The sequence below is a fragment of the Pseudarthrobacter sp. fls2-241-R2A-127 genome (assembly GCF_030209355.1).
Lineage (GTDB): Bacteria > Actinomycetota > Actinomycetes > Actinomycetales > Micrococcaceae > Arthrobacter.
Window position 1 is genome coordinate 11,600 of sequence record NZ_JARVSF010000056.1, and the last position, 24,489, is coordinate 36,088.

General features: G+C 63.6%; 20 protein-coding genes. 8 read left to right on the forward strand and 12 right to left on the reverse strand.

Annotated elements, in window-relative coordinates:
* Positions 1 to 58 precede the first annotated feature (58 nt).
* The 3 genes from QRN53_RS21590 (at position 59) to QRN53_RS21600 (ending at position 3,468) form a co-directional block, all read left to right on the forward strand.
* Positions 59 to 1,339, forward strand: a complete 1,281-nt coding sequence (locus QRN53_RS21590; protein WP_285245857.1) for a glycoside hydrolase family 26 protein — start codon at positions 59 to 61, stop codon at positions 1,337 to 1,339.
* A gap of 337 nt (positions 1,340 to 1,676) precedes the next feature.
* The gene (locus QRN53_RS21595; RefSeq protein ID WP_285245858.1) at positions 1,677 to 2,684 is read left to right on the forward strand and encodes an FHA domain-containing protein; all 1,008 of its coding nucleotides are present in this window, start codon (positions 1,677 to 1,679) and stop codon (positions 2,682 to 2,684) included.
* Position 2,685: 1 nt separating this feature from the next.
* On the forward strand, positions 2,686 to 3,468 hold the full coding sequence (locus QRN53_RS21600) for a hypothetical protein (RefSeq protein WP_285245859.1): 783 nt from the start codon (positions 2,686 to 2,688) through the stop codon (positions 3,466 to 3,468).
* 176 nt (positions 3,469 to 3,644) lie between these two features.
* Here the strand turns inward: QRN53_RS21600 and QRN53_RS21605 are convergent, their stop codons facing one another.
* Positions 3,645 to 3,944 (reverse strand): hypothetical protein, encoded by a 300-nt coding sequence (locus tag QRN53_RS21605; RefSeq protein WP_285245860.1) that lies wholly within the window; start codon positions 3,942 to 3,944, stop codon positions 3,645 to 3,647.
* A 235-nt stretch (positions 3,945 to 4,179) separates the two neighbouring features.
* On the opposite strand from QRN53_RS21605, the gene QRN53_RS21610 reads away from it, so the two are divergent.
* Both QRN53_RS21610 and QRN53_RS21615 read left to right on the forward strand, forming a co-directional pair.
* The gene (locus tag QRN53_RS21610; protein ID WP_285245861.1) at positions 4,180 to 5,505 is read left to right on the forward strand and encodes a protein kinase; all 1,326 of its coding nucleotides are present in this window, start codon (positions 4,180 to 4,182) and stop codon (positions 5,503 to 5,505) included.
* Between the two features lie 150 nt (positions 5,506 to 5,655).
* Entirely contained in the window at positions 5,656 to 6,915 is a 1,260-nt protein-coding gene (locus QRN53_RS21615; RefSeq protein WP_285245862.1) for a glycoside hydrolase family 26 protein, read from the forward strand.
* 81 nt (positions 6,916 to 6,996) lie between these two features.
* Here QRN53_RS21615 and QRN53_RS21620 read toward each other — a convergent pair whose 3' ends face one another.
* The 9 genes from QRN53_RS21620 to istA form a co-directional block, all read right to left on the reverse strand.
* Positions 6,997 to 8,544: a DUF6297 family protein gene (locus tag QRN53_RS21620; RefSeq protein WP_285245863.1), complete on the reverse strand. Its 1,548-nt coding sequence runs from the start codon at positions 8,542 to 8,544 to the stop codon at positions 6,997 to 6,999.
* 7 nt (positions 8,545 to 8,551) lie between these two features.
* Complete coding sequence (locus QRN53_RS21625) at positions 8,552 to 9,238, reverse strand: ABC transporter ATP-binding protein (RefSeq protein WP_285245864.1); 687 nt, start codon at positions 9,236 to 9,238, stop codon at positions 8,552 to 8,554.
* Between the two features lie 83 nt (positions 9,239 to 9,321).
* Positions 9,322 to 9,720: an Hpt domain-containing protein gene (locus QRN53_RS21630; RefSeq protein ID WP_285245865.1), complete on the reverse strand. Its 399-nt coding sequence runs from the start codon at positions 9,718 to 9,720 to the stop codon at positions 9,322 to 9,324.
* Positions 9,717 to 11,768 carry a glycosyltransferase gene (locus QRN53_RS21635; protein ID WP_285245866.1) on the reverse strand — a complete coding sequence of 684 codons (2,052 nt, stop codon included), beginning with the start codon at positions 11,766 to 11,768 and terminating at the stop codon, positions 9,717 to 9,719. The genes QRN53_RS21630 and QRN53_RS21635 overlap by 4 nt, the downstream gene beginning before the upstream one ends.
* Entirely contained in the window at positions 11,768 to 13,468 is a 1,701-nt protein-coding gene (locus QRN53_RS21640) for an ArnT family glycosyltransferase (RefSeq protein ID WP_285245867.1), read from the reverse strand. Before QRN53_RS21640 ends, QRN53_RS21635 begins: the two co-directional genes overlap by 1 nt.
* On the reverse strand, positions 13,458 to 15,476 hold the full coding sequence (locus QRN53_RS21645; RefSeq protein ID WP_285245868.1) for a hypothetical protein: 2,019 nt from the start codon (positions 15,474 to 15,476) through the stop codon (positions 13,458 to 13,460). Before QRN53_RS21645 ends, QRN53_RS21640 begins: the two co-directional genes overlap by 11 nt.
* Positions 15,477 to 15,591: 115 nt before the next feature.
* Positions 15,592 to 15,735, reverse strand: a complete 144-nt coding sequence (locus QRN53_RS21650) for a hypothetical protein (RefSeq protein ID WP_285245869.1) — start codon at positions 15,733 to 15,735, stop codon at positions 15,592 to 15,594.
* Between the two features lie 207 nt (positions 15,736 to 15,942).
* On the reverse strand, positions 15,943 to 16,701 hold the full coding sequence (gene istB / locus QRN53_RS21655) for an IS21-like element helper ATPase IstB (protein WP_248761486.1): 759 nt from the start codon (positions 16,699 to 16,701) through the stop codon (positions 15,943 to 15,945).
* Complete coding sequence (gene istA, locus QRN53_RS21660) at positions 16,698 to 17,939, reverse strand: IS21 family transposase (protein WP_285245870.1); 1,242 nt, start codon at positions 17,937 to 17,939, stop codon at positions 16,698 to 16,700. The genes istB and istA overlap by 4 nt, the downstream gene beginning before the upstream one ends.
* A 686-nt stretch (positions 17,940 to 18,625) precedes the next feature.
* Between istA and QRN53_RS21665 the strand changes: the two genes are divergently transcribed.
* Complete coding sequence (locus tag QRN53_RS21665; protein WP_285245871.1) at positions 18,626 to 18,874, forward strand: hypothetical protein; 249 nt, start codon at positions 18,626 to 18,628, stop codon at positions 18,872 to 18,874.
* A gap of 442 nt (positions 18,875 to 19,316) precedes the next feature.
* Here the strand turns inward: QRN53_RS21665 and QRN53_RS21670 are convergent, their stop codons facing one another.
* Both QRN53_RS21670 and QRN53_RS21675 read right to left on the reverse strand, forming a co-directional pair.
* On the reverse strand, positions 19,317 to 20,648 hold the full coding sequence (locus tag QRN53_RS21670) for an O-antigen ligase family protein (RefSeq protein ID WP_285245872.1): 1,332 nt from the start codon (positions 20,646 to 20,648) through the stop codon (positions 19,317 to 19,319).
* A 152-nt stretch (positions 20,649 to 20,800) separates the two neighbouring features.
* Positions 20,801 to 21,625 carry an MBL fold metallo-hydrolase gene (locus QRN53_RS21675; protein WP_285245873.1) on the reverse strand — a complete coding sequence of 275 codons (825 nt, stop codon included), beginning with the start codon at positions 21,623 to 21,625 and terminating at the stop codon, positions 20,801 to 20,803.
* 624 nt (positions 21,626 to 22,249) lie between these two features.
* On the opposite strand from QRN53_RS21675, the gene QRN53_RS21680 reads away from it, so the two are divergent.
* Together QRN53_RS21680 and QRN53_RS21685 are read left to right on the forward strand one after the other, a co-directional pair.
* Entirely contained in the window at positions 22,250 to 22,438 is a 189-nt protein-coding gene (locus QRN53_RS21680) for a hypothetical protein (RefSeq protein ID WP_285245874.1), read from the forward strand.
* Positions 22,439 to 22,687: 249 nt separating this feature from the next.
* The gene (locus QRN53_RS21685) at positions 22,688 to 24,163 is read left to right on the forward strand and encodes a tyrosine-protein kinase domain-containing protein (protein ID WP_285245875.1); all 1,476 of its coding nucleotides are present in this window, start codon (positions 22,688 to 22,690) and stop codon (positions 24,161 to 24,163) included.
* Positions 24,164 to 24,489 lie beyond the last annotated feature (326 nt).

Sequence of the window (24,489 nt, forward strand, 5' to 3'; positions counted from 1 at the left end):
GACGCCGGACGACATTTAGGATGGGAGATAAAACCGCAGGCCACCAGGGGGTTCCGCTTTGCCTGAAGAGCAGTCCACGGACAATTCCGTGACCCGCCGGGGGGCCATGGCGGACCGGTTCAAGTCCTGGGCCCTCCCCACGGCGGCGGCGGTGCTGGCCGTGGGATTCGGGGTGGCCAGCATCTCCAGCGGGCTGGCTGACCGGAACCGGAACACCTCGGCTGCAGACCAGAACCAAGCGACGGACCAAAGCCTGCCCGTCTGCGAGGTGGCGGACCGCGGGAGCCTGGTGCCGTCGTCGGGAGCGCTGTTTGGGGTGAACCTGGATCTGGCGGCCAAACCGCTGGCCCAATACGCCACGGAACTGGGGCACAAACCCGCCGTCAGCGTCTCTTTCGTGGACTTCCCGTACACGGACCAGGACCGCACCAACCTGCAGCAGGCCGCGGCACAGATCCGCAACGACGGGCAGATGATGCTGCTGACCCTCGAACCCAAGAACGGCCTGTCCGCAGTTACCCCTGACGCCATCGCCGGCCTGGTCAAGGACCTGGCGTCCATCAACGGCCAGGGCGTGCCGGTCATCGTCCGTTTTGGGCACGAGATGAACGGCTTCTGGTTCCCGTGGGCGCAGCAGCCTGTTGAGTACCGCGCGGCCTTTACCGCGGTGGCCGACGCCGTGCACGCCGGCGCGCCGGGCTCGGCCATGATGTGGGCACCGTCCTATGCCGGCGGCTACGCCTACCCCGGCCGCCTCAATGACGCGCAGCCCGGGACGCCGGACTTCGCGGCCCTGGACACGAACCACGACGGCGTCCTCACCATCGCGGATGACCCTTACGCCCCGTATTACCCCGGGGATGCCGCGGTGGACTGGGTGGGCCTGTCCCTTTTCCACTGGGGCGCCACCTACCCGTGGGGCGCCAACGCCGTGCCGGAGGCCAACAAGTTTGCGGACCAGCTCACCGGCAACTACAACGGCACCAACGGGGACGAGCGGCTCCTGCCGGACTTCTATGGCGAGTACGCGGTGAACCACAACAAGCCGCTGGCCATCCCGGGAACGGCTGCCCTGTACAACCCGGCGGCGGGCGGCCCGGCCGAGGCCGAGATCAAGCGGGCCTGGTGGGAGCAGGTGTTCGGTGCCCGGGCCCACGCGCAGTTCCCCCAGCTGAAGATGATCAACTGGTTCGAGTGGGACAAGGACGAGGCAGAGGCGAAGGGCCGCATCGACTGGACGGTCACCAGCACCCCCGGCATCCGGGACGCTTTCACGGCGGCGCTGCCGGACTGGCTGCAGTACGGCTCCGGGACCGGCTGCCGCCCGGCCGGGCCTTAAACCTGCTCACCGCCGAATTCTCGGTTCCGGTCGATATCGCCTGGGCCCCAGGAACACCACAACTTCTAAGCCACGATGCAGTGCCGAAGCTGCAACCCAAGGGTTTCCTATATCCGGGGACACGAAGTGCCGACCCCTTCAGGGTCGGCTCATCACGGGCACGGCCAACTATGCCTGCGTTGAGCCACCGAAGGGGGTGCTGCACCAGCCCGGAACCATTGGTGTCCGTCACGGATTAGTTCCTCCCAACAATTCGCAGCAAAAATTTGCTGGGCCGCTGGGGGCATGATGCTGCCGGATCGCATGCTGGACATACCAATGGCCTTGAGGAGGAAAAGTGTTCACAGGTCTTCTTATTATTTCGGCGATGTTCCTGGTGCTGGCGGGAACTGGGCCACTCATGGTGCTGGGCTTCCATCGCTTTGTCAGCCACCGTTACCGCATCCCGGGAATCCTTGAATTGGCGCTGCAGATGATGGGACGCAGCGACGATGAGCCCACCTCCGTCGATGTGGTGATGAAGCGGATACGACGGCAAATCCCAGGACACTCCATCAAGTCCCTCGACCCAGGTATCAAGTTCATGTACCGGATCCACGTCCTGATGCTGGCATTGCCGGACTACGACCTCGTTTCGTCAACCGTCGGACTACGACAGTTCAGCCAGCACTACGCGGATTTCTATGCAGGAACTGCAATGAAGCATGGCTGGCACGGCGATTTGAGCCTTCCTTTGGAGGTTTATGTCCTTCCCGACGCTGGTGTCATGAGCAATCACCCGCGCTTGTCCGGAACCAAAGCGCCGAGCAACCATCAGCCATTCATGGTGGTGCCGTTGCTTCCGGAGTCTTTCAGTTCGTCACACGCTCGCTCCGGGGACGAACGTAGCGAAGCACCAGGGCCTACCAGGGTGTCTGTAGGACCGGCGGCGACATTGCCCTATGGACCCGAGATGACGGCTGCAACTCGTTCCGAGGCAGGGGCCGCCCAGCATGTGCCGCCCGGCTCGAATCCCGCTGCAATTGACGCTGACAGTGGGGCGGGCGAGTGGATGAGGGACTTGCCGGCACCGCCCGCGCTGTGGCGCGAGGGACGCTTAATTGCCCGGCTCGAAGGCACCATTCGCGTCGGCCGTGGGAGTGAATGTGAAGTGTTCCTCAAGGACGCCACTGTTTCAAGGAGTCACGCCCAGCTAAGGGTGAGTCATGGTGTTTGGGTTCTGGTTCCGGAGGAGGGGAAGAACTCCTACGTGAACAGGGAACTGGTGTCGGCCATAACTCCCCTGGTAGACGGCGATGTCTTGTCTTTCGCGGCCAGCCCGGAACTGCTTGAATTCCGTGCGTGACATGGAAGCGCAACAATCCCCGGTCGGAATGCCCGACGGTACATTGTCCTCAACAGCGGATTCGCGCGAGTCCATGGAAAGGAGCTGGACGGTGTTGATTACTGTTATCGATGACCGGACCAACACGACCAGGATCCTGAAGGAATATCAGTCGCTTGTTGTCGGCCGCTGCCCTCCCGACGCGGAGGGGTTGAGCCGATTGGAAATCGGGGGCGGCGGCGAGTTCGATTCCTTATCAGCCCATGCTGTGACGATTACCAACAATGACGACCGGGCAGTAATCATGAACCGGCAGAACGCCGGAGCGGGAAGCGTGTGGGTTTACTCCCACGGCCCCAAATGGCAGTCGATCGGGCCCGACGACCCATTTCCCATTCATCCGATGCCCACGACATCGGTGGTGAAGATTGAATTGTACGGCGAGCCCTCGGGGACGCTGCGTCTCGTTATTAATGCCCGAGGGATGGTGATGGCTCCGCACACGCACACCACCCGTGACATGCACGCCAATGCTGCCGTGCAAAAGGACTGGGTCCTGGCCGTAAATGCTGTCGAATGCAACAACAGGGCAGGCACGAAAATGACGTTTTCGAACGCTAAGAAGTACTTCCTTGGCTATAAAAACCAAAGGAACAACAGCCGTTTGTTCGAGGCGGCCTATCAGACCGCAGCCGAAATCCTCACGGGTGATCCCGGATGCAGCATGCCGTACCTGCTCAGTAAAGCAGCTCACGTTCTTGATGAAAGGCTTATCAAGCGGCTTATCGAAATGGAGGTGACCTGACCATGGAACCCACGCCCGTGGATGCTGACTCCCTCGCCGAACTGGGAGGAAAGACCGTCCGGCTCGTATTTCTATCGTCCACAACGCGCAGGAACAAGCCCAGGACGCTCTGGGTAAGTGTTGCGCCAGTGCCGGAGGGCTTTGGCGGAGAGGCCACTGTCTTCAAGGTTGAGCCCTCAGGCCATTGGTCGGATGAAGACTACGATGCGCTCGGCATTACCCGTGGGACGCCGCTCATTGCGCGCTTCAGCAGCAAGCTTGCGGCCGTTAGCCCACGGCGCAGTCATGCCCTTCAGAGAATTATCAACCTGCAGCAGGCTGATCCGGAATCGATGATTGGGATGGTGAGCCTCTACGGCTTTGGCAAGGTGGACCGCATCAAGAATGACATGGTCCAGGGCATAACAATTCGATTCGACCTCATGCCCTTTGCCGGAACGCAGTTGGACAAATTCATTGGACACGAGCCCGGTCATCGTTGGGCTTTTGACCCCGGGCTTACCGCAGCAGCCTTTCTCCCGGCTGCCAGGGCACTGGCAGCCGTACACGTCGTCATTGAGTCGCTGGACGGGCCACCGATGGCCACAGCCCACAGGGACATCAAGCCAGCCAATCTTCTCGTTGTCTGGCCGGAGTCCAAAGCGTATCGGCACGCCAGCGGCATTGCCGGCGGGATCTGTTCCTGGCCACGGCCTGCCGTTGGTACGGATCGTGGACCTGGGCGGTATCCGGTCTCTCCGGATGGAAGAAGGGGCCACCCAAACTGAAACAATGCCCAACTCTGCCCGGTGGACGCCGCTGGACGGGTTCAACGGCACCGAATACGTGCCGGCGGCGTCCGACGTGTGGAGCTTCGGCGTCGTGCTGTTCTACGCTGCCACGCAGGGTTTCCACCCGTGGCAGGAGGGGGACCTGCACGTCCGATTCGACTTTTACCGGTTCCAGAATGCCACGCTGCACCCACCTGACTCTCCAAGGTTCTCGGACCTGCCGGATGCCCTGTCCCGTTTGATCCGGCGCTGCCTGGATCCTAATCCGGCAGCGCGGCCTCCGATGTATTCCGTTGCTGCGGAACTGGAAGCCCTGATCGATGATTTGGGTGTCTTTTCCGGGACGGACTCACCTACCCAGGATGTCCGCGTGCCACTGCTGGGAACCCTGGCCGAGCGGAAGAGCGCATCGCAAACGAGTCCCGGGCAGAACCGCACGCCGCATGCAGCCTCGCCTATTTTCCAGATCCTTATCGTCGGTGCCGTCGTTGCCGTTCTCGCGGCCATATTGGTGGTCTTCAGGCCCCAAACCCCTCCAGCAGGCGAGCATCCCGCAGCCGTGCCGGCTGCTGATGCGTCACAGGAAGCCGTTACGAGCTCTCCTCAGGAGACGACGGGGCCGGCGTCCGCGTCTGCGGTCCCAGACCCTGTGTACGGTATCGGGCCGTGGACTGCTTCCGAGGTATATGCCATGGAGAACGTAGTCGGTTCCAACACGGGTGACACCTTCTTCTGGGGGAGAAGTGCCCTTTCACAGGGCAGAAACTACACGAATGCGCACATGATTGTCGCTGGCGTAACTGGCGCAGAGCACGTCATCAGCAGGCCGTCCTTTGTGATTGCCCTGCAAGCCATAACAAACAGCAGCACTCAAAGCATGACTTTTGACCTGAACGACTGCGATAAACCCCAATCGATCAGCCAGACGGAATCCGGGCCGATGCTCGTCTATAACGGACCGGAAAACTCCGAAGGAACTGGCTGGTACAGGAAGGACCTTCCTACATCACACGTAGCCCTTCCAAGCTGTGGCCCGACTACGTGGCCTGGGCCCATAACCGTCCCCGCAGGCGGAACATGGACAGCCGACAAGGACTACCAAATTGTTTTTGAAGTGGGCCCTGGGAGCGACCCAGGTGCATTTTCCTCGATAGGCTTGCTGCTTAAATCTACGGAGGGCGATGTCGCCTTCGAGCAGGCTGCCGCCGGCAAGCAAGTCGCCGGACTCATCTTGCCCGCTTCCGCCCCCTGCGGGTGTGAGCACTGATTTACACTCATCAAGCAATCCGACTCAAAGAGGCCCGGATTTAGGAGATACGCCCTAGCCCAGGACGCGGATATCGTGCCGCACCGGGAAGTATCAACAAGGTGGGCGGCTGATCCCTAGGATGGGACAGAACTGCTGGTCAGGAAAGGTTTGGTATTGATTGTGGGGGAAAATCCTGCGGGGCACAACGAATCCCGGAAAGCGAACAGGGCCGAGCTGCGCCGGGCATTCGTGCTTCCCGTGGTGATCGGACTGGTGGCGCTGGGTGTCGCGGGGTGGAACTTCGCCAATGACATTGCCCACCGGCAACAGTCAACGCCGGACGTCTCCACTTGCGAGGTGACGCCCCGGTCATCGCTTGCCCCGGCTGATGGCGCCTTGTTCGGAGTAAACCTGGATTTCCACTCCAAGCCACTGGCCACGTTCGCCACGGACCTGGGCCACAAACCGGCAGTGAGCGTGTCCTTCACCGGGTTCCCCCTCACCGCCAAGGACGAGGATGACCTTGCGCGGGCGGTCGACCAGATCCGCGCGGACGGCCACATGATGCTCCTGACCCTGGAACCCGCCGATGGCCTGTCGGCCGTCACCGATGCCACCGCAACCGCTTTGGCGAAGGACCTGGACCGGTTCAACAAGGCCGGCGTCCCGGTGATTGTCCGGTTCGCCCACGAAATGAACGGCTCCTGGTACGCCTGGTCCCAGCAGCCGCTGGAATACGTTGCCGCGTTCAAGACCCTTGCCAATGCGGTGCACACCACGGCGCCGGGCTCGGCCATGATGTGGGCGCCGAACTATGGCGGCGGCTACCCGTTCGCCGGTGGCAAGTATGAGGCCAAACCGGGCACTGCCGATTTCGCGGCACTGGACACCAACCACGACGGCGTGATCACCATGGCGGACGACGCTTACGCTCCGTACTACCCGGGGGATGACGCGGTGGACTGGGCGGGCATGTCGCTGTACCACTGGGGCGCCAAGTACCCGTGGGGCGAGAACGAGATCCCTGAGGCGAACAAGTTCGCGGACCAGCTCACCGGCAATTACAACGGCACCAACGGCGATGACAGCCTGCTGCCGGATTTCTACGGCGTGTACGGCAAGGACCATAACAAGCCGGTGGCCATCCCGGAAACAGCCGCGCTGTACAACCCCGCAGTGGGCGGCGCCTCCGAGGCGGACATCAAGCGGGCCTGGTGGGAGCAGGTGTTCGGCGAACAGACCCACGCCCAGTTCCCCAACCTGAAGATGATCAACTGGTTTGAGTGGGACAAGAACGAGACCGAAGTCAACGGCCGGATCGACTGGACCATCACCAACACCCCGGCCATCCGTGAGGCCTTCACCGCGGCGCTGCCGGACTGGCTCAAGTACGGGTCCGGGACCACGTGCCGCCCAGCGGGGTCCTAGCCCAGGAACCGCGGCTCAGCGGCGCAGGGCTCGGAGGTGCAAGGCCTACGGGTGCAGGGCTTGCCATCAGTGTTACGGCGACTACCGCGTGCTGAAAGGACGGAGTACGACGACGGCAACCACGCCGGTGCTGACGATAGCCTGCAGGATGATCAGGTAGGGGTTGACTGCGCCAAGGTAGAGGGCAAGCAGCAGCGGGCCCAGCGCGAGGATGGTTACGTCCAGCCCGCGCAAGAGCGACGAGAATTGTGCTTGGGGAACCGGCCCGAATGGTGTTTCGACCGGGAGAACGGACCAGTCAGGTGCCGGACGGGTCGCGCTGCGTACCGCACCGGCGCCCATCGCGACACCCGATAGCGCCCCCATCAGGATGAGAGCGGGTCCAACGGGCCCCAGCATCACCAGGATTCCGCTCAAACATGCCATCCAGAGGGCCATTGCAAGGGCCGGCATGAGTGTCCTGCTGGCCCTCACCAGGGTCGGCGCTACGGGCAGGAGTGCGTCGAGTTCAGGTACCAAGGTTGTCCGGCGCGGCACGGTTCCAAGACTGGAAGCAGTGGCGCAGCCTGCAAGGGTGATGACGGCGAGTTGAAGGGGCGCGGGCAGTCCGGCGTCGACGAGCAAAACCGAGATGCATGCCCCCAGACAGAACACCGGAGCAGCCATGGACGGGTGCAGGCGGACGAATGCCACGATGTCTGCCCGGAACAGCGCGCGGACTGGGCCACGTGCAGGCCGGGCGTAGAAGCGGGCTGCTCTCCCGGTCTCGACCGCGTGCCGGTTTCCTCGGAACACGCGGAACATTTCGTTGGTGTCCAAGAAGAAAATGGATGCACTCGCGTGGCCGGCCACGGCGCCGCCACGGATCAGCTCCGCTCCCCGAACCTGGCCCGCACGTGGCGCAATGACGCTGATGAGGACGATGGCGGACAGGGCCGCCAGGATCAGCGGCCAGGGTGACCAAGGCAGGGAAGGGAGAACAGCACACGGCAGGAGGACAACGGCGGAGGCCGAACGGGTGAACCGGGGGTTGATTATCTCCAGCTGCTGCAGTGCCGCCAGGGCTACGGCCAGGACGCTGACTGCACCGAAGGTAGCTGATGCCAGCAGGTGTTGGGGTGCAATGCGCTCAAGGGAGGTCAGGAAGCTGAAGGGCAGGAACGCGGCAACTGCGCCAGCACAGGTGAGGACGCACCGGCGCAGAAAGGCCGGTAGCACCATCGGCCGCCGGTCCACTGGCAGGGGCAACCACCAACCACCTTCGGGTCCCCGGACAGAAATCGGACCGAGCCTCCGGGCAAGTGTCGTGATCCCGGCCAGGGCCGCATACGTGAGAAGCGTCCAGAGGACCGGGCCCGGCAGCACGAGCCACTCCGGGCTTATGACGCCTCGCCCGGCAGGACCCCGGTCAGCAATCTCAATGCGCAGGCCGATGACGAAAGACACAGCCACTGTCAGGGCGCAGCCCAGCGCCAAGGCGTAGCTGTAAAGGTCCGCGAAAAGGTCCGCCACGGATGTACGGCTGCGGTTGTACCGGCGCGAAGATCTCCGGGTTGACCTGACGATCTCCCAGGCAAGAGACCGGCTGGATGCTGCCCGGGACACGGCTGCGGCCCGGCCAGCGAGCATTTCAACGTCAACTCCCGGCAATGGTCAACGCCCCCTGCTCTGGCGTGACGGTGTGTACGGCGTCGTCTATGACCAGGCAGGTCGATGCGGCGGTGGTCAGCAGGACGGGATCGTGAGTGACCAGCACCACCGTTCCCCCGCCCCTGGCATAGTCGCGTAGCCGCTGCCCGAGATCATCGCGCATCAGCGGGTCAAGGCGTTGTTCGGGCTCATCGAGGATCAGCAGGTTCGAGGGACGCATCAGGCCGGCTGCCAGCAGCAGCCTGCGCCGTTGCCCAGACGACAATGCATCCGGTACGACGTGTGACCGGGCAGCCAGGCCAAAGAATGCGAGTTCAGCGTCAACGCTCTCGTCAGGGTTCTTCATTGAATGCCCGCGTGCAATGAGCAGCAGGTGCTCACGGACAGTCAGGGAAGGAAAGAACAGGTCGTCATCGAAGACTGCAGATACGCCCCGGCGAAACTGGACCGTGTCAGGGTCCCCGGGTAGCCCCTGGACTCTGACGTCACCGGCCAGTGGAACCTGCCGTCCAGCGAGTGTCCGGGCGACGGTGGATTTGCCGGCACCGTTGAGGCCAACAATTCCCAGCACATCGCCCGCTCGCAAGGCCATCGACACCGCACCGCACACCGGTGCCCCCGCGTATCCCACCAATAGCTCGTCAGCCTCAAGGACTGTCCCCTCATCAGTCATCCTGCCAGCCTATCGGCGGGAAAACTCCAGCGGGACCTGCAGGATCCCCCGGGCATGCCCACCTGCCGTCCCAATCCCGCGGCTCAGGGCTGCAGCAGGCCGTTGACGACGACGGCACCGGCCGTCCGGACGGCGGCGACGGCGGGTGCCAGGAGATCGAGCAGTGGTTCCGCGGCTGCCCAGTCGCCGCGGCAGATCAGGGCTTCCATGGTTTCGGCGAGCGCCGCGAGCTGCAGGGCGCCCACCATGGTGGAGGTGACTTTGAGGCTGAGCGCTCGGTCCATGGCGGTCTCTACGTCCCCCGCGCACACGGCCTTGGCCACCATGGACAGCCGGTCCGGCAGCATCTCCAGGTAGTTGCCCAGGAAGGCGTGCGCGCCGGCGGAGCTGTCCAGCTCCTCCCCCAGGTCGCGGATGCGCTGCGGGTTAAGGACGGGCAGCTCCAGGGCTGCGGGGTCCAGCACGGAAAAGTGCGTGTTCACGCGGACCACCGCCCGTCGTCGTGATACTCCTCATCCAGGCCGTGCGGGGTCTTCTCCCATTTGTGCGGGCTGGAGAGCATCTGCCAGGCGGCGCGCCAGGCGGCCACGGCGTGCAGCACCCAGTAGGCAGGGTTCAGGAGAGCGAAGATGGCGATCCGCCAGCCGTGCCGGCGCCAGGTGGCGATCCCGGAGACCAGGATCATCATGGCGTTGCCGAACAGCATGGACACCACGCCGCCCACCAGCAGCCAGTCCGGCAGCACCAGGCCCACGAAGTTGTAGCCCACGTAGGTGACGATGGTGAAGCCGAGCACCAGCGGGTAGGCGAGGAAGGCCAGCGGGGTGCCCAGGATCAGGCCCAGGAAGCCGACGGCGCCGGCCACCCCGGTGCGCTTGACGTACCGGACGGTGTTGCGGGTGTTCACGGCGGCGGTGACCATGTACCCCTTGATCCAGCGGGTGCGCTGCTTGATCCAGGCAGGCACCTGGGAGCAGGCTTCCTCCCAGGTGGTGGAGTTGATGACGCCCACCCGGTAGCCTTCGACGGCGGCGCGGAGCCCCAGGTCCGCATCTTCGGTGACGTTCCAGGGGTCCCAGGCGCCCACCAGGCGCAGCAGCCGGGTGTCGAAGTGGTTGGAGGTGCCGCCCAGCGGGAGCGGGATACCGGAGCGGTCCAGGCCCGGGAGCATGGAGTCGAACCAGTGGGTGTATTCGATGGCGAAGAGCCGGGTGAGGACGTTCTGGTCCGCGTTGAAGTAGTTCAGGGCCGCCTGCACGCAGATCAGCGGGCGCCGGTCCGGGGCCAGGTAGCAGCGTTCGAAGGCGTCCTGCCGGAACGCGTCAATGGCCGCGCGGAGCTGGCCCGGGTCCGGCCGGTCCTCGGCGTCGTAAATCACCACGTACTCGCCGCGGGCGAACGTCAGGCCGTAGTTGCAGGCCCGGGGCTTGGTCTGCGGCTCGCCGCGGGGCACCACCAGGATGCGCACGTACTCGGGTGGCCGGGAGCGTTTGGCCGCTTCGATGGTTTCGGTGTCGTCCTCTTCCAGCAGCACCAGCACGTCCAGCTTGGAGCGCGGATAGTCCAGCTGCCCCAGGTTGGCCAGGAGCTTGTTGATGATGTTGGCCTCGCGGAACACCGGGATCAGGATGGTGTACACCGGCAGGTCACCGTCGGGGATCCGGCCGTCCAGCGCGGACGGATCGCCCACGGTCCCGGAACCCAGGACGCCGGAACCCAGGGCCCCGGTTCCCGCGCCGCGCCGTTCCAGTTCCCGGGCCAGCGCCTTGGCGGCGGCGCGGTCATGCAGGGCGTCGAAGGGCTGGCGGAGGCTGGCGAGGGTCTTGAAGCCGATGCTCACCAGGAACACCACGTTCACGGCAGTGAGCAGCACGATCACCGTCAGCTGTGCATCGAGGACCAGGCCGGCCAGCAGGCAGCTGAGCAGGACGGCGGGCAGGAGCCGCTGCCAGAGGTTCAGGGCGGTGCGGGCCGAGCCGTCCGGTTGTTCCTCGGCCAGGCGTTCGGCGGATTCGTAGAGCAGGTGGTTGCGGAAGGCGCGCTGGATGGAGTGGTTGATGTCCCAGTCGGTGGTGGTGCGGAACACCACCTGCTCCGCCCCGGGGATGCGGAGGGCGGCGCGGCGGATGTCCTCGTTGGGTTTGACGGCGGTGGCCACGGTGAGCACGCCGTCTTCCAGGTGCCAGGGCAGCCAGCCGGGCTCGGAGACTTCGGTGAAGCTCAACTGCTCCAGCAGGGCGTCGTCCGAGGGGTGCTGCACCAGGTCCACCAGCGGCGCGTCCCACTGTTCGGCCAGCACCTGGTACACGTGCCGGCGGTTCAGCCCGGTTTCCAGGATGATGTGCCGGCCCAGCAGGCCGCCTTCGGTGGTGGCGCGGACCAGGGCCCGGTCCAGCTGTTCGGTGGTGATCAGGCCGGCCAGGAGCAGGGTCTGGCCCAGCGCCACGGACTGCACGCCCATACCGTCATCGTAGGAGGCGGCTGTGCCGCCGGAGCGGAGGGTGGAGAGGACCGGGGCTGAATCTGCCATCAGTTGACGGTTCTTTCGTAGATCCGGTGGGTGGGGCTGGAGAACACCACGGCGTACCGGGCGTTGAACGTGGGGCTGGCGCTGATGGCCTGGTACACCAGGTCCGTGAAGCCGGAATCGGCGGGGGCGTCCTCGCCTTCCACGTTCACCAGCACCCACTTGGCGTATTTGGCCGGGTCCTGCAGGGCGGGGCCAAAGTGGTCGCCGGCGGCCCGGTTGTAGATGTTGGCGAGCGGGATGCCCATCATGGGGAGCACGGCGTTCCCGCGGGCGCTTTCGTCCAGGAGGATCCCGCCGCCGTCGTAATGCTGTTTCAGCCAGCGGGCCGCGGCGAAGGAGTAAGTGTTGGATTCGTGGGACATGCGGCCCTCGGCCAGGATGGCCAGCCGGCCGGCGGGGTCCTGCAGCCACCACGCGTTTTGCCCGGCCAGGGCCAGGAGCAGGAGCGCCACAATCCAGGAGCGGGTACGACGGCGGCGGGTCACCTGGTGCACGAACGCCGCCACCAGCACGGCGGCCAGGGGCAGGGCGGTGAGGGCGAAGCGGTTGTTCCACCAGGTGCTGGGGAGGGAGTGGTCGTTGTTGATGGCGGTCTGGCCCAGGTAGAGGCTGAGCAGGGCGAAGGCGTAGGCGCTGCCGGTGACGGCCACCAGCAGGGTGCTGGTGGCCAGGCCGCGCCGGTACACCACCACCAGGGCGCCGCACGCTGCGGCGGCCAGCACGGTGATGCCCAGGGTTTCCAGCAGGGACCAGTGGAAGGTCCAGAGGGTCAGGCCCAGGTTGCCTTTGGTGGGGAGCAGGCCGCCGTCCGTGATGTTTTTCTGCTGCGCGTAGGCGGAGTACTGGCCGAACATGAATTCCAGCGGGTTGCCGTAGATGGCCCAGTTGTAGGAGATCCACCAGAGCACGGCGGCGGCGGGGACCATGGCGTAGGCGGCGGCCATTTTGGTGGCCTCGCGCCATTGGCGGGAGCGGCGCAGCTCGGTGATCAGGACGAACAGGGTGCCGGTGAGCACCAGGGCCCAGCCTTCGTAGCGGGAGAGCACGGCGGCGCCGGAGGGGATCCCGGCGAACACGGCGAGCTCGCCGGCGCTCATGCGGCGCCGGCTGGTGGCCCAGTGCGCCAGGCCTGCCATGCCGGCCACCAGGCACATGAGCAGCACGGGTTCGGTGAGGGCGGTGGTGTAGGTGTAGAGGATGGCGGGGTTGGCCAGGAGCACCAGCACGGCGGCCAGCCGGCCGGTGCGGCCGTAGCCCAGGCGGGCGCAGATCCGGTACAGCCCGGCGGCGGTGGCGGCCAGGGCGATGGTGCCCAGCACGCAGGCGCCCCAGCCGCTGCTGAACATCCAGAGGTTGATGATGAACGGCATAAGGAGCAGGTGGGGCATGGGCAGCCACACGGTGCCGAGCTGTTCGAACCCGGGCGCTTTGGAATCGAACGCGCGCCGGGCGATGGTGAGGTGGCTTTGCGCGTCCGAGTAGTCCAGGTTGCTGCCCTGGCCGGTGGTGTAGAGGCAGGCCAGGAGTCCGACGGCGGCCGCCACCACCGCGATGGTGGCCGTGCCGGGGATGCGGCGCCCGGCCGCCGGGGAACCCAGGGCGGTCCAGGTGCGGCGCAGCCATGGGGTCCGCTCCCCCGCAGCCGGCCTGGCCGGGGTGTCCGTCAGGGGTGCGGGGGCCGCCTGCATGTCACTGGCCACGGGCGGTGTCCGCGGCGGCCTGTTCCAAGGCGTCGGCGTGGGCCTGGGCAGCGCGGCGGTGGCGACGGCGGAGCAGGACGCGGGTGCCCGCGGCCAGGACCAGCGCGGCAGCTGCGGCGGCGAGCCAGAGTGCCAGTGGCCGGAACCCGTCGGTGACTTCGGCCTGCGGGGTGATGGCGTTGGTTTCCAGCAGCACGGGGTTGCCGCTGGTCTGGGTGACCAGGATGTTGCGGGACAGGGAGCTCCAGCCGCCGGGCTGCTGCTGGACGTAGCTGGCCAGGCTGGCCTGCAGGGTGCCGGGGGTGGCCGCCGGTGCCTTGGTGTCGGCGGTGTCCGGGGCCCAGCCGCCCAGGAGCAGGAGGTTGCGGCCGTTGTGCTCGTAGGCTTCCAGGGCGCCGTAGGGGGCGCTGGTGCCTACGCCGTATTCGATGTCCCGGCTGGAGACGGTGCGGAATCCGGCGAGCCGGAGCGGGGCGCCGGCTTGTTCGGCGGTGGCGGGGGTGGCGCCCACCAGGAGGCCGGAGTCGCTGGAGTCGAGAAGGGCGTCGGGGGTGGTGAGGCGGACGTCCAGGAGGGAGTCGTTGTCGCGTTGGAGGGAGAACGCCAGCGTGGCTGCGTTGTTGGTGTTTTGCTGGGCGGTAGCGCCGGCGTCGAACGCGATGGGGAGGGTGGTGCCCAGTACTTGAGGGAAGCGGGCGAAGCCGGGCTTGATGGAGTGGCCGCGCTGGGCGGTGAGTTTGCTGCCGGTGGTGTCCACGGTGAGTTCCATGGGGAGCAGGCCCGCGGGGCCGGAGCAGTCGCCGCCGGCGGGGAGGGCGGTGAGGCGCAGGCGCAGGCCGTTGCGGGACTGGATGTGGCCGGCGGGGACGTCCGCGGTGATGTCGAAGGTGTCGCCGTCCAGGGTTTGGGAGCTGAGCAGGTAGTCGTTCCAGTAGACGGAGAGCGCGGCCTGCCCGCCGGTGGGGACGGCGGTGTGGGTGCCGCGCAGCTGGAGGCTGATGGCGGAGACGGGGCCGCCAAACTGGGACTGGTTGACGCCCAGGTACGTTTCTTGGGTTCCGTAGCCGGCCAGCAGGATGGCCTGGGCGCCCAGGTCCGCGAAGGTTTGTTCGGGCCCTGCCGCGGCGGGGACGGTGGAGGTCATGCCGGTGACGGCGGCGCCGTCCGCCAGGGCGGATTTGGTGTCAGCCAGGGCGCGGGCCGCGGTGCGGAGGCCCTCGCCGGTGCCGGTGATGGTGAGGGCGGGGCGGCCGGCCTGGGTGCCGAGGGTGGTGCTGGCGGCGCCGTCCGTGGCGCTGATGGTGATGATGCGGGACCCGGCGGGGAGGGCGCCGGCCTGTGCGTCCACGTCCGACGGCGGCACGAGCGTGAGTGCGGCGTCCGGGTAGCGGTGGGCCATGGCGGCGGAGGCGGCGAGGATGGCGGCGGAGACGTCGGTGGAGGGCTCGGCCGGGACGGGGATGAGGATGGCGGGCACGGAGGGGGCAAGAAATTCGGCCACGGTGGTGGGCGCGGTTTCGGTGCCCTGGGTGGTGAGGCTGATGTTGTTGAGCGTGGCGGTGGATTGGGTGGCGGTGCAGACGTCCCGGACGGCGGGGTTGTATTCCAGGGCCAGGACCAGCTGGTGGTCGGTGAGGTCCGTGGCGCTGACGGGGGCGTCCAGGGCGACGGTTCCCTTGGCCGGCGCTTCGAGGAGGGCCCGCCCCTGGACGCTGACGCGGATGGTGCCGGTGGTGGGCTGGCCGGTGACGGCAATGCTGCCGGTGATGCGGGCGGGCCGCAGGCCGGGGGCGACGGGGACGGCGAGCTGCTGCCCGGACTGGCCGGGCATGGCGGACACGGAGGCCAGGCTGGCGGGGGTGGCTGCCGGGCTGCTGTGGGAGGCGGCGACGCTGTCCGTGGGCGCTGCCGCGGTTGCGGCGGACGCGGCGTTGGCGGGCTGGAACTGGACGGCGGCAAACAGGGCGCAGGTGAGAACAACGCTCCCTGCCCGGAGACGTGAGAGCATGGATCCACCTTGGCGGGGCAGACGCAAATTACCCTGCGGTTTGCCCTCAAGGTTGACTCAAGATCAGTGTTTGCGCAGGTCGGGCAGATTTTGAGGCTCTGCTTGCGTGTGGCGCCTAGCGCTGAACCGCCATCAGTACCACCCCGATGGTGGCTACTGCCAGAGCGGCCAGTGCCACATATGAGAGAACCCGGAGCCTGCGCTGCCGTGCATCCCGCTTCGAATAGCGAACGTCGTAACTTCCCTCGTAGCGGCCCATGCGCTGACCATAGGGCGCCAACCTCAAGATTGCCCGGGAACTACGGTTTGTTACGAGGCATCGTGGCTGATGCGCCAGTTCTCCTGAAGCCGCCTGATGAACCAACGGGACTGTTCGGGCCCGTAGGGCAGGACGGGGATGGTGTTAACGCCAACCGAAAACAGGGCCATTTGTGCCAATTGAAAACGGGGCCACGGGGTTGTGGTTCTATTGTGCCGTACTGGCGGCGGGTTGGTGTTTCTTGAGCCGGTAGCTGTTGCCTTTGAGGCTGATGACCTCGGCGTGGTGGACGATCCGGTCGATCATGGCCGAGGCGATGGTCAGGTCTCCGAAGACGTCGCCCCAGCGGGCGAACGGGAGGTTTGAAGTCAGGATCATGGAGGCGTGTTCGTAGCGGCTGGAGACGAGCTGGAAGAACAGGTTCGCGGCGTCCTGATCGAACGGGATGTAGCCTACTTCGTCGACCACCAGGAGACTGTAGCGGCGGAGTTTGACCAGTTCCTGGGCGAGTTTCCCGCGGGAGTGGGCTTCCTGGAGCCGGGCGACCCAGCCAGTCGCGGAGTCGAAGAGGACTCGGTGCCCGGCCTTGGCTGCCTTGATGCCGATGCCGACCGCGAGATGGGTTTTGCCGGTGCCCGGAGGCCCGAGAAGGACCACGTTTTTGGCTTCGGAGAGGAACACGCCGGTGCCCAGATGCGCGATGAGGTTCCGATCCGCAGAGGGCTGATGGTCGAAGTTGAACTCCTCGAGGTCCTTGTGGGCCGGGAATCGTGCGGCCTTGATCCGTGTCGCCGCTCCCGATGCTTCGCGTTCGGAGACTTCACGGGAGAGGACCGCGGCCAGGTACTCCTCGTGGGACCAGCCGGCGTCCCTGGCCTGGTCCCCGAGCCGGCGGAACCCATCGCTGATCCGCGGTGCCCGCAGTGCCCTGGCGTAGTACTCGATCTGTGACGGTGTCCCGGTCATGAGGCCACCTCGAGAAGCGCAGGCTGCTGGCCGAGGTCGATGCCGAAGATCTCGTCGTAGGCGGCCAGATCCCGCACCTCCACTGCTTCCTCGGGAACGGGGCGGTGGACTCTTTGAGTTCGGAAGTCTCGGCGCATCACCGCTGCGCGGGCCACGTGGGCGGGGTCGGTCAGGACCAGGTGCCGGGCCCATGCCCGGACGTGGGTGGCGATGATGACCCCCTCGTGGGTGACCCATACGGTGTTCAGGTCAGCGATGACATCCACGATCCGCCCGATGAATGAAGGGTCCACGGAATAGTCGTTGGAGAACACCCGCACGTAGTAATCCCGCGGGAGCCGCACCGCGTTGCGGAACACCGCCTCCGGGGACACCGGCGGCAGCTCCCTCATCCTTTCCCGGTCCAGGACGATCAGCTCGTCCGGGCGGCCGTGGCGGGACCTCGAATACCGGTGATTCGCTTTGGGCAGCCAGTCTTCCAACTGGCCGTTGAAGTCCGCTGGGGAGCGGAAGTCCCGGCCCGGCATGAAGCGCTGCCGGAAGAACCTGTTCATCCGCTCGACCATGCCCTTGGACTCCGGATCCCGCGGCGGAAGCAGCTTGATCTCCAGCCCCAGGTACCCGGCGAACGCGGCCACCGGCTCCGTGGGCCGGCGCCTGCCGATGCCGGACTCGTTGTCCCACAACAGCCTGGACGGAACTGCCTGCGCGTCCTGCAGCAGAGTCCACATTCCGCCAAGAAGGTCCGGCGTTGTCCGCGACGGCAACATCCTGGCCTGGATGAAGCCCGAGAACGCCGAGGTCATCACCAGCACCGGGGGCGTATCGGACTGGCCCTCACCGACGGGCAGCGGCTCGTGCGGGAACCAGAGATCGCACTGGACCTGGAAGCCCGGCTCGTGGACCAAACGGTCGGCCGGGTCAGGCGGTGCGTACTCGGGCCGGATCACAGCGACCTTCGCCCGGAACAAAGACGCGGAACCGGACCAGCCCACCCGCTCCGCCAGCGTCGCGGCCGGCATCGTCGGCGTCTTCACCAACAACTCCCGCACCCTGGGAGCAAAGGCATCAAAACTCGATACCCCGGATGCCCGCTGATACTTCGGCGCCCGGTCCGACTCCAGTGCCCGGTCCACCGTTCCGCGGGAAACCCCCACGATTCTGCCGATCTCCCGCTTCGAGTGCTTGCCCGTCGAAAACAGGTGGCGTATCTCCGCCCAATCATCCAAATTGATCACCTTCCATAATTGGTCGGTGGCCCTATTTTCAGTTGGCGTTACTGGCCCTGTTTTCGGTTGGCGTTAACAGATGGCTTTAGTGGCGTCGGTGGGTGTATCGCGGATGGACTGGCGCAGGAATGTCTGCATAAACAGGGCGTCGTCGCCAGGAGTAGGGGACTTGCAAACGCGCTTCTGAGAAACAAAGTAATGCCATATATGTCCCCAAGTGGAAAGCCAATACGGCCTACTCTGCCGGTGACAAAGTTCTCTCCCCAAACGGTGATGTTGTGTCGGCCAGGGCCGCCTTCACATCCGGAGCTAGCTACAGTGCAACGAACTGGGATCTGTCAACAGTCGTCACCGGGAAGATCGATAAAACCGATGCGGTCAGGTCGTTCGGCAGCATCAACGCAGACGGACGGCTCAGGGCTCCAGTCGCCGGGGTGGCCGACACCTCAGTGAAGGCGCTGATAAACACCCAATTCTCAACCTGAACCGCCGGGCAGAAGGGTGCCGCGCATCCGGGGCCAGGCCTTGGATCGGGGAGTTTGGCTCCCTATCAAGGCTGGCATAGAAGGGGCGCGGTGGGACGATGTTGCAGAGTCAATCTATAGCTGGGCAGACGCGCAGTCGATCGCAGTAAGCAGGTGGACTGCACGAAAAACGCCGGAGATACCCATGCGGTCTATCGCGCCAGCGGAGGAATGGCCGGAACCCTGGATACAGTTGTGCGTTCGGCTGAGGTGATCGAATCACACAATCGAGTATCCAGTGCTGAGCGCGGGATCAACTTCCCCATGGGGCACCTGTACTACCCGTATGGAAGTACCGCCACCGGAAATCTCGGCAATGTCAGGCGCGGGAACTTCGGCACCGACTACACCTATGGGTCAGCGGCCTATAAATTTCTCGAAGTTCGTGGCTACACAATGGTTCGGCTAACGATCCGCTGAGAACGGTTGCAGCCAACGCTGAACGCGGCGCTCGATGCTACCGAAGTTAGCCGGCTTCACGCGGAATTCACGAACGCTAGGGCGGCTGGCCTGACTCTGCTCGTCTGGCCGAAAAACCAGGGCTTCTACTACTCCTACGACGGCACGACGGGGCAGCGGATGATCCTCGGAGACGCAGCTTTGCCGTCGTCCGCCTTTGCCGACTTCTGGAGCCGCATGGCTACGGAGTTCGGGAGCGAGTCCAATCTTGAAGGTTGGGACCTGTGCAATGAACCGGGATAGCCGACCGTGGCAAATTGGAAGTCAGCCTCACAAGCACCGGGAGCAACATTGGCCGCCGGTTCGCTGACTGGGTCAACAGTGCGCTCGTACGTGGCAGCAGAGATGGTCTAACCGTTCCCTTTGGGTAGCTGTAATTTCTCCAGCTACCAAAGGGAACGCATCAAACCTTCTGAGGAAAATGCCGGTACGCCTCGGAAACTGGGCGCAGTTTCTTAGGGGCCTTCACTTCAACAGCAGCCGCGCTCTGTGTATTTGATATGGCGATGGCCGCTGCAATTAGTGGTGCAATGAACCACTGAACGGTGTAGGCGAGAGCGAAGACCGCGATACAGGCCATGACGCCAGCCCATATCGAGCGCTGCTTTGCCAGGCGAACTAGCGCCCCCAAAAGTATGCTGCTGAATGACAGCGCACCTACGATGCCGGTGCGGAGGTAGATCGAGACGTACCAGTTATGCGGGGCATAAGTTTGGGGGAGCCCGTTTGGCCCGATACGCAGATAGCCCGTTCCAAAGGGCTGTCCAAAAAGCACAGCAGCGGGCCCACGGCTGAGCGAGTCGGACACCAGCGAATCCCAGCCAGAAGTCCTATCGGTGAGGGTGCTGTTGGTGGCGGTGACGGCGTCTATCGACGCGGCAAACGAGTCCATGACCGTGGTAAGAGCTCCTGACAGCGCGAGGATGAGTATCCCGAACGACGAGAAAATGGCAAGCAGAGCTATGCGCCACCGGATAGCACTCGCAGCCCGCAAGCCCAGCACGAGGATGCCGGCCGCAAAAGCGATCCATACAGAACGATGCTGGGCAACGATGACTACGCCAGAGAATGCGATTCCGGACAGGAAGAGTTTTGCGCCACGAACTCGACCCCACTCATAGAGGGCATATAGCCCGGCTACCGTCAGTACGGCCGCCTGTGATGCAACCACTGGCCGGAGAGTGTGGTAAGTACCCTCAGGGTCGATATACATATCCGAAGACGAAGCGATTCCGTGCTTAGCAATATTCAGGGCCGCGATGGCAACTAGTCCCCATCCGCAAATATAGAGGAAATATCGGGCATGCTTCTTAGCGCTTTCCCCCGCCCAGTCGAGAGATAGCCCCCAAGCAAGGCACGCGAAGAAGTAGAAGAACGGTCGAAATTCGACAATTGCCGGCATGCCGAACGACTTAAAACCTATTGCAAGGTTTACCACCAGAACGGCCAGCATAAGTAGCGGGATCAGTGCGCGCTGCCCGAGATTTTGCCACACCGTCCGGACACTAAGGATCGTGACAGCCAATAGGAGGGCGCTGATTGCGTCTTCTTGGAATACGTGGATATTCCCGATACTCACAACCGGGGTCGGCGTTGCGTCGGAGTTGGTCAGGACGCCGTACGCGATGAGTATCCATCCGAGAACCGGCCAATTGTGGACGTGCCACACGACCACTGCGCCGCCGATCAGCAGGCCGATCCCAAGCAGTGCACCAAATACCCCCGCGAAGTCCATGCCCCGATTATGTCATGTAGGTACCTACGACTTATGGGGCACGTTAGACCGGGTATGGGCCCCTAACGGCTAACAGATTTAGCCAACGCTCACTACAACTCCCCCCACTCTAAATAACGAGGACACACATTGTTCCCAATCATCCTGCCCTACTACTCGCGGCCAGATTCCCCGCGCATCTCCTGGAGCCGCTTGATGAACCAGCGCGATTGTTCAGGCCCGTAGGGCAGGACAGGGATGGCTTTGGTGGCGTCGTTGGGAGTGTCGCGGATGGACTGGCGGGCCTGACGGACCGCTGTGGTCATGGTGTTGGCCATGGTTTTGACGAATTGGTCGCTGCAGGGCTTGCCGTGCCCGGGGATCAGGAATTCGTAGCGGTGCCGCAGCGCGGAGATGTGCCGGAGGGCGACTGCCCATTCCTCGGGGTAGGAGTCCTCGAAGGAGGGGTGGGCTCCCTGTTCCACAAGGTCACCCACATAGAGAGTGGTGGGCGTTCCCACCAGGAGATCGCCGTCGGTGTGGCCTCGACCTAGATAGAACAGCGTTGCTGTGAGGCCACCGAGGTCCACCAGGACGGGCTGGTCTTTGACTATTGCGTTAGGGACTAGCAGCTCGATGTTCTGACCTTCACCGGCTGCCATTTCAGGCTCCAGCGTTCCAACGTGCCGGCGCTGCACGTCACCGCGCTGGTCTATCTCGGTGGCACAGTTCTGGTGCGCCCAGAATTCGGTGACGCCGGCTTCGGCGAAGACGGCGTTGCCGAAAAAGTGGTCGTAATGGGCGTGGGTGTTGACGACGACGAGGGGCAGATCTGCCTTCTCCCTGACAGCATTCAGAATTTCTCGTCCCTGACGGGGACCACACCCGGTGTCGATGACCATTGCACGCTCTGTGCCGACGATAAGGCCAGTGTTCAGCAGGGATCCTTCAGTGACCAGCACATAGTTGTCCGTCCCGACTTCGAGCCATTCCGACATGTGTATCCGTACCTCCCGCAAAGCAGTGTGCGTTCGTCTTGGTGACCGATTGTACCCACGGACAGCACCTCAAAGCTTCGCCGCGACTCAACTGGATCGGACGATGGCAAGGTCAAAGACGCGCTTGGAATGTGCAGGGCGCCCCTGGGACTCACTACTCACTTTCCAAGTTCACTACTCGCTGCCGAGCGCCACTGGAGTTCATCAGCGGACTTCTTGTTCATTATTCACGGAGCTCGATGACTATGCATGAAGAGCCGACGGGCATCTTTCGGTAATCTTCTCCGGGGCAAATCAAAGCTCGAAATCACAGCAATGTTAGACGTCAAGGGCACCTGAGATACCCAAGATCCCTAGGTACGACCGGCCCATATTGGGCGACTACCGAGTCGACCCTGTTGCATCTAACACCGGAGAAACCCCTTGATTCAAGAATGCAGCGATCGATGTCATGTGTTGCCGGCCGAAGAGCAGGTGACATACTGGGCCCCGCGACGATCGAACCTACCGTCACTACGATCACCCGTAGCATCGTCTCTCGAGGCGCTTCCAAGTAGTAAAGCGCTGAGAATGCAGGTATCCGCTTCTCGTGCTCGGGCCTCGGAATACCCCTACCGTCGGAGCATGGAAGACATCAGCCCGGACGCGATCAACGCGGTAGCGAGATCCCTTTACGGTGAGACAGAGTATGACGCCTTGCCTGAGGGGCAAGTCAAGGCTGCCTACAGGAAGCGTGCCCGCATCGTGATCGGGACTGTCAGCGAGTGCGAACAGCACAGCCGAATTATCAGCACCCATGTGGCAGCCGAATGAATTTCCTACAAGGAACTTGCAACTAGCAACAAATTCACTGCGTGCCGAAGCGCAGATGTTCCGACGTCCCCGCTCCCCCGACGTATACGATCCACCTAAAGAAAAGTGCAAACCGGACGGGCCAGCACCCAGCAACGGTCCGAAGTGGGAGGCCGCTGAGCAGGTATAATCGACTGGATCGCGAGATAACGTGCGGTTCTCGGGGTGTGTCAACCGGCTCCCCCAAATTTGACTCAGGGGGACTTCGGTTTGCTTCTCAACGATTATCTTCGCGTGCTGCGCCGCAGTTGGCTTTTGATTGCGGTCGCGGCCTTGGTTGGACTCCTCATCGGCGGCGCCGCATCGATACTAACGAAGCCCTCCTACACATCAGAGACTCAGCTGTTCGTTTCCATCCAGGGCTCGGGAAGCGTTCAAGAACTGCAGCAAGGCAATACTTTCAGCCAAGCCCGGGTGCAGTCCTATGTGAAAATTGTTAGTTCTCCTGTCGTCCTGCAGCCAGTGATCGACACCCTAGGTCTTCCATCAACCGCCGAAGACCTCAGTAAGCGAATAACGGCCTCCACAGACGTGAATACGGTACTTATCAATATCGCCGTCACAGATCCATCGCCGGTACAAGCATCTGCAATTGCCCAAGCTGTTGGAAAAAGCCTTATCGTTTCTGTGGATGCTCTAGAAAATCCCGGGAAAAAGGGAACCTCGCCAGTTAGCTTATCCATCACAAAGCCAGCTGAGGCACCCGCTTCACCTTCTGCTCCAAACACCAAGATAAATCTGCTTTTGGGTCTTGTGGTTGGACTCATGCTGGGGCTGGCCGGCGCGGTCGTACGTAACCTCTTGGACAATCGGATACGCAGTGAAGGAGACCTCCGCCGAATAACGGAAGCACCACTGATTGGGGGTATCGCCTTCGATCAAGATGCGATGAAACGGCCGTTGCTTACACAATCTTCGACGCATAGCCCGCGGGCTGAGTCCTTTCGCCAACTCCGCACCAACCTTCAGTTTGCAAACGTGTCGCGGCATGCAAAATCAGTGCTTGTAACTTCGTCAGTGCCCGGGGAAGGCAAAAGTACGACCGCCACAAACCTCGCGATCGCCCTGGCGCAAGCGGGCCAAACCGTCTGTTTGGTGGATGCGGACCTTCGTCGCCCGATGGTCAATGAATACCTGAGCTTGGACCGCGGCGTCGGCCTCACAACAGCACTTGTCGGAGCAACCGATGTCAACGACCTGCTACAGCAATGGGGCGAGGACCAACTCTACGTCCTGACTTCCGGACAGATCCCCCCTAACCCCAGTGAGCTTCTCGGGTCTGATGAGATGGGCCAACTCGTAGCTCGGCTAGAGGAAGCATTCGATGTTGTAGTCATCGATGCCCCGCCGCTACTACCCGTAACAGATGCCGCGGTCCTATCCCAACATGTGGGCGGCGTCATGGTTGTAGTCGGGTCTCAGAGATTACGTCAGCAAGAGCTTCAGAGGGCGCTGGATGCTCTACGGCTGGTGGAAGCGAACGTTCTTGGCATCGTGATGAACAGACTGCCTGCAAAGGGTCCAGACGCATACTCGTACTCCTACTACGCCGGTGACGACCACAAACCAAATAGAAGTGTCAACAGCAGAAAAACACGTCAGGCTACCCCAATCGAAGAATATGGATCTTTGCATGAGCCATCCCGCAGGTCAGCGAGCACTTTCCCTGTCGGGAGGTCGAGGTAAGGGGTAAATAGCAGCCACGTAGTCGTCTCCTACCGTATGTTCTGAGACGAGCCGCATGTCCGGGAAATCAAAGTTCGTCGCCACCCTTTGTCTGATTCAGCATCTGACTGCAATTTCCAGGCTGGCTGCGGAGCGCCGATTCAAAAAGCCGTGCCCACACATCGGCTTAAGTAAACGAGTACCGCACCTGGCCCGCGAACTACTTCAAGAAGGCATCCAAACGCGTTTGCACGGCGCTCATGTCGTGGTCTGTCCGGCAGACACCTTACTGGGCTCTTCGCGGTTTGTGGGGAATTGAGTTCGTGTCGTTGAAGACAAGGGGGCCC